4 protein-coding genes and 1 pseudogene are annotated in these 4478 nt (G+C 70.2%); 3 read left to right on the forward strand and 2 right to left on the reverse strand.

Annotated elements, in window-relative coordinates; genetic code table 11:
- From AC27IO_RS20905 to AC27IO_RS20915, 3 genes and pseudogenes are all read left to right on the forward strand, one after another.
- A partial coding sequence (locus tag AC27IO_RS20905; protein WP_498740556.1) for a D-alanyl-D-alanine carboxypeptidase/D-alanyl-D-alanine-endopeptidase occupies positions 1–732 on the forward strand: 732 nt, incomplete at its 5' end.
- A gap of 132 nt (positions 733–864) precedes the next feature.
- Positions 865–2021, forward strand: a pseudogene (locus tag AC27IO_RS20910) (SGNH/GDSL hydrolase family protein).
- A gap of 33 nt (positions 2022–2054) precedes the next feature.
- Positions 2055–2726 (forward strand): OmpW/AlkL family protein, encoded by a 672-nt coding sequence (locus tag AC27IO_RS20915; RefSeq protein WP_284409539.1) that lies wholly within the window; start codon positions 2055–2057, stop codon positions 2724–2726.
- 93 nt (positions 2727–2819) lie between these two features.
- Here the strand turns inward: AC27IO_RS20915 and AC27IO_RS20920 are convergent, their stop codons facing one another.
- Positions 2820–3773, reverse strand: coding sequence for an SGNH/GDSL hydrolase family protein (locus AC27IO_RS20920; RefSeq protein ID WP_284424362.1), 954 nt, complete (start codon positions 3771–3773; stop codon positions 2820–2822).
- Positions 3774–3861: 88 nt separating this feature from the next.
- The coding region (locus AC27IO_RS20925) for an L-threonylcarbamoyladenylate synthase (protein WP_498740558.1) at positions 3862–4478 on the reverse strand (617 nt) is incomplete at its 5' end.

Here is a 4478-nt window from a genome sequence, read left to right on the forward strand (position 1 = left end):
CTCAAGGCCGAGCTGGCCGACCCCGCCCGCATCGCCTTTCAGGGCGTGTACCCGGCGGCCTGCGGCGAGCGCACCTGGGCGGTGGCGCCGGCCGATCCTGCCGGCTACGCGGCGCGCGCCATCGAAGGCATGTGGCGCGACCTGGGCGGCAAGCTCACCGGCAGCGTGCGCGACGGGCGGGTGCCCGCCGGCCTGGCCCCGGCCTTCAGCACGTCCTCGCCCGCGCTGGCCGAGGTGGTGCGCGACATCAACAAGTACAGCAACAACGTGATGACGCAGCAGGTGTTCCTCACGCTGGCGCTGCAAAAGAACGGCCGCGGCACCTTCGACGGTGCGCGCGCCGTGGTCGGACAGTGGTGGCGCCAGCGCTTTCCCGGCACGGAGGCGCCCGTGCTGGACAACGGCGCGGGCCTGAGCCGCGAGGCGCGCATCAGCGCCCAGGCCCTGGCGCGCATGCTGCAGGCGGCATGGCTCTCGCCTGTCATGCCCGAGCTGGTGTCGTCGCTGCCGATCACCGGCGTGGACGGCACCCTGCGCCGGGCCCAGGGACGGTCGGTGGGCGCGGCCCACCTCAAGACCGGCAGCCTGCGCGACGTCTCGGCCATGGCCGGCTACGTGCACGCCGCCAGCGGCCGCCGCTACGTGATGGTGGCCATCGCCAACCACCCGAACGCGGCCGCGGCGCGCCCGGCCATCGAGGCCCTGGTCGATTGGGTGGCCCATGACCGCTGAGGCGCCCCGGACGGGCGCCTGCGCGCGGCGCGGCTATCGGTAGTTCCCCTGTGCGGCCCCGGGCAGTGCGGGTTTACGATGGGCCTCAGTAAAACGCACGACCGTGCTATTTTCAACCTGACGGAGAACACCTTGATCTCGAAAACCACTAAAAACAGAGCTTCCTGGGCGGTGACGGCATTGGCGGCAGCCGCTTTGCTGGCGGCCTGCGGGGGCGGCGGCTCGGACACGACGCCCGCCGTGAGCGTGAAGTCCGTGAAGGTCATGGGTGACAGCCTGGCCGACAGCGGCACGTTCGGCTTCAAGTTCACCGTGCAGGGCACGGCGGCCACGGGCGCCGGCTCCAGTTCCGTCTGGCCCGAGCGCGTCGCCACGAGCTACGGGCAGACGCTGTGCGCGCACTACCAGTCGACCGGCACCACGTTCGGCACGCGGGCGGAATGCACCAACTACGCCGTGGGCGGCGGGCGCATCAACAACTTCACCGCGCCCACCTCGCCGGTCTCCATCACCAAGCAGATCCAGGATGCCGGCGCGGCCGGATTCACCGACACCGACCTGGTGCTGATCGACGGCGGCGCCAACGACGCGGCCGACCTGATCGGCGCCTACCTGCGCGCCTCGAGCGACGGCGGCGCCACCTACCGCGCCGTGCTGGGCACGCTGCTGGACGCCAACACCGTGAACACCGCCCTGGCCGGCGGCGCGACCGGCATGGCGCAGGTGGGCGGGCTGTACATGCAGACGCTGGCCACGCGTTTCGCGGCCACCATCAAGACCAACACGCTGGACAAGGGCGCCAAGCGCGTCGCGGTGCTCAACGCCCCGGGCATCACCCTCACCCCGCGGTTCCGACTGGTGGTGGCTTCCATCGCGGCCGCCAACGGCGCGGCGGCCGCGCCCAGGCCGAAGCCCTGTTCGACGGCTGGATCCAGGCCTACAACGCCCGCCTGGCCACCAGCCTGGGGACCGACAGCCGCCTGGCCCTGGTGGACTTCTACAGCTCGTTCAAGGACCAGGCCACCAACCCGGCCCAGTACCAGCTGACCAACGTCTCGACCGCTGCCTGCCCGGCCACCGGCGTGGGCAGCGATGGCCTGCCGACCTACTCCTTCCCGACCTGCACGTCGGCCGCCCTGTCGGCCCGCACGCCCCCTGCAGGCGCCACGGGCGGTGCCGACTGGTGGAAGTCCTACGGCTTTGCCGACAGCTTCCACCCCACGCCGTACGGCCACCAGCTGGTCGCCCAACTGGTGTCGCGTTCCCTGTCCACCGCCGGCTGGCTCTGATTGCCCAGGCCCCATCCCCATCGAGGAGTTTTCATGAAGCCATTTTCCTGGGCCTGCGTGGCGATCGCCGCGGCTGCCGTCTGCGGCACGGCCAGCGCACAAGTCGCCGGCACGCTGAGCCTGCGCGCCGGCGTGACCCAAATCTCGCCCCAAGTCAAAAGCGGCAACCTGAGCGCGCCGAGCTTTCCCGGCACCCGCGTGGACGTGCATTCCGCCACGGCCCTGACCGGCGGCCTGAACTACATGTTGACCGACCACTGGGCGGTGGACGTGCCCATCGGCCTGCCATTCAAGCACTCGTTCTACGGTGACGGCGCCATCGGCGGCGTGGGCAAGGTGGGCGAGACCAAGGTGGTGCCCGCCACGGTGTTCGCGCAGTACCGTTTCCAGGAGGCCAACGCGGCCTTCCGGCCGTATGCCGGGCTGGGCGTGACCTACGCCAAGTTCTTCAAGGAGCGCACCACCGCCACGCTGAACGGGCTGACGGGCGGCACGCCGGCCAATCCCACCACCGCATCGATCGACGACAAGTGGGGCGTCACCGCGCAAGTGGGCTTCGTGTGGCAGTTCAACGAGCGCTGGTTCCTGGACGCGGCCTATTACAAAGGCTTCCTCAAGACCACCACGCGCCTGTCGAGCGGGCAGAACATCGACATCAAGCTCAACCCCAACGTGTTCGCGGTCGGGATCGGCTACCGGTTCTGAGGCCCCCCGCCGGGCCCCGTGCCGCACGGAGCCCGCGGCACCATCAAAAAAGCCGACCCGAGGGTCGGCTTTTTCGCGTGGGCTGCGAGGCGCTTACCAGCGGGCGCGCAGGCGGTCGTACGCGTAGGTGCCGAACTGGCGCTGGGCCGAAGGCGTGAAGTACACGCGGTCGGCGAACACGTACTTGTCCTGGGCGGCGCCCGTCAGCAGCGTGGAGGCGTTGCACAGCAGCGAGTTGACCTGGCCTGCGCCGATGCCGATGCCGTTGTTGGGGTCCACCGAGGTGCAGACGGCGTTGTCCTTGTCGGTGAAGCCGTAGCCCGAAGGCGAGCCCACGAACACGTTGCCGTAGTAGGCCAGATCGACGTACAGCACCGTGGTGCCGAGGTCTTCGATGTTCACCAGCAGGGCCTGGTTGAACTGCGTGCTGGCGTTGCTCAGCAGCGTGGTCTGGTTGATGCCCACGGCCCAGGGGCTCTTGCCCAGGTCGTAGGTGCCGGTCACCACCACGTGCTTGGCACCGGCGTTGGACAGGCGGCGCACCTGCGCGGCCAGTTCCTTGCCGGCCGTGGCCGCGTTGGTGAGGAACTGCGCGCTGGTCTGCGTGCCCGCGTTCACCGCGGCCATGCCGGCGATCACGTCGCTGATGCCGCCGTTGATCAGCACCAGGTCGTTGTCGGCGAAGCCGCCCTTGGACAGGAAGGTGTCGATCTGCTGGGTGACGGACGGGGTGGTGGTCCGGCCGGCGGCGTCGGTGGTGGCCGTCACGCGGGCGTTGCCCTGCGCGTAGCCCGTGCCGCCCGCCGCGGCGGCGGTGAAGCTCTTGCCGTAGTTGTTGGCGATCTGCTGGGCCCAGTTGTTGATGCTGCCGTCGTTGACCGTGTAGCGGGCCCCGTTCTGGCCGATGTCGGTGAAGCCGTCACCGAACGTGATGAACCGGTCGGGCGTGATGGCCGACTCGGTTGTGCTCGAACCGCAAGCCGCGAGCAACGTGGCCGTTGCACAAGCGGCGACCACGAGGGTGCGGCGCATCCAATTTGCTGCCATGGGTTTTTCTCCAGAAAATGTGGCGAGAGTTTAACGACTGGCGCGGCACGGCCTGCAACAGGGCGTGCCGCGGGACATGCAATCCGGGTTATGCGGCCGCGGCACGCTGCAGGCGGTCGCGCACGCCTTCCCATTCGGGGGTGGCGGGCGGGGCTTCGATCCAGATCAGCTTCACACCGTCGTCATCGAAGGCGCGCAGCACGGCAAAGAGCTGCTGGGCGGTGGCCGTGGCGTCGTCGGGCATGCGCCGCACCTGCACTTTGGCCGAGCGCGAGCGCAGCGGGCTGCGCGCATAGACGGCCAGATGCGCGGCATCGGCGCCCAGCAGGTCCAGCCCGGTCTGCAGCGCCTTGGCCTCCATCAGCCGCACCTTGGCGGCCGGGGCGTAATGGGCCTCCAGGGTGCCCGACGCGCGCGGGGTGTGCGCGGGCAGGTCGTCTTTCGACAGCGGCGCCAGGCCGCACGCCTGGGCGATCTGCGCGCGGGTGATGGCGCCGGGCCGCAGCAGCACCGGCACGCCGCGCGTGCAATCGATGATGGTCGATTCGATGCCCACGCCGCAGGGCCCGCCGTCCAGCACCAGCAGCGCCTCGCCCAGCTCGTCCTGCACGTGCAGGGCGGTGGTGGGGCTCACGCGGCCGAAGCGGTTGGCGCTGGGCGCGGCCACGCCCCACACGGGGCGGCCCTCCAGCGCCGGGTCGTCCG

The sequence above is a fragment of the Acidovorax sp. KNOB132 genome, from assembly GCF_057541515.1.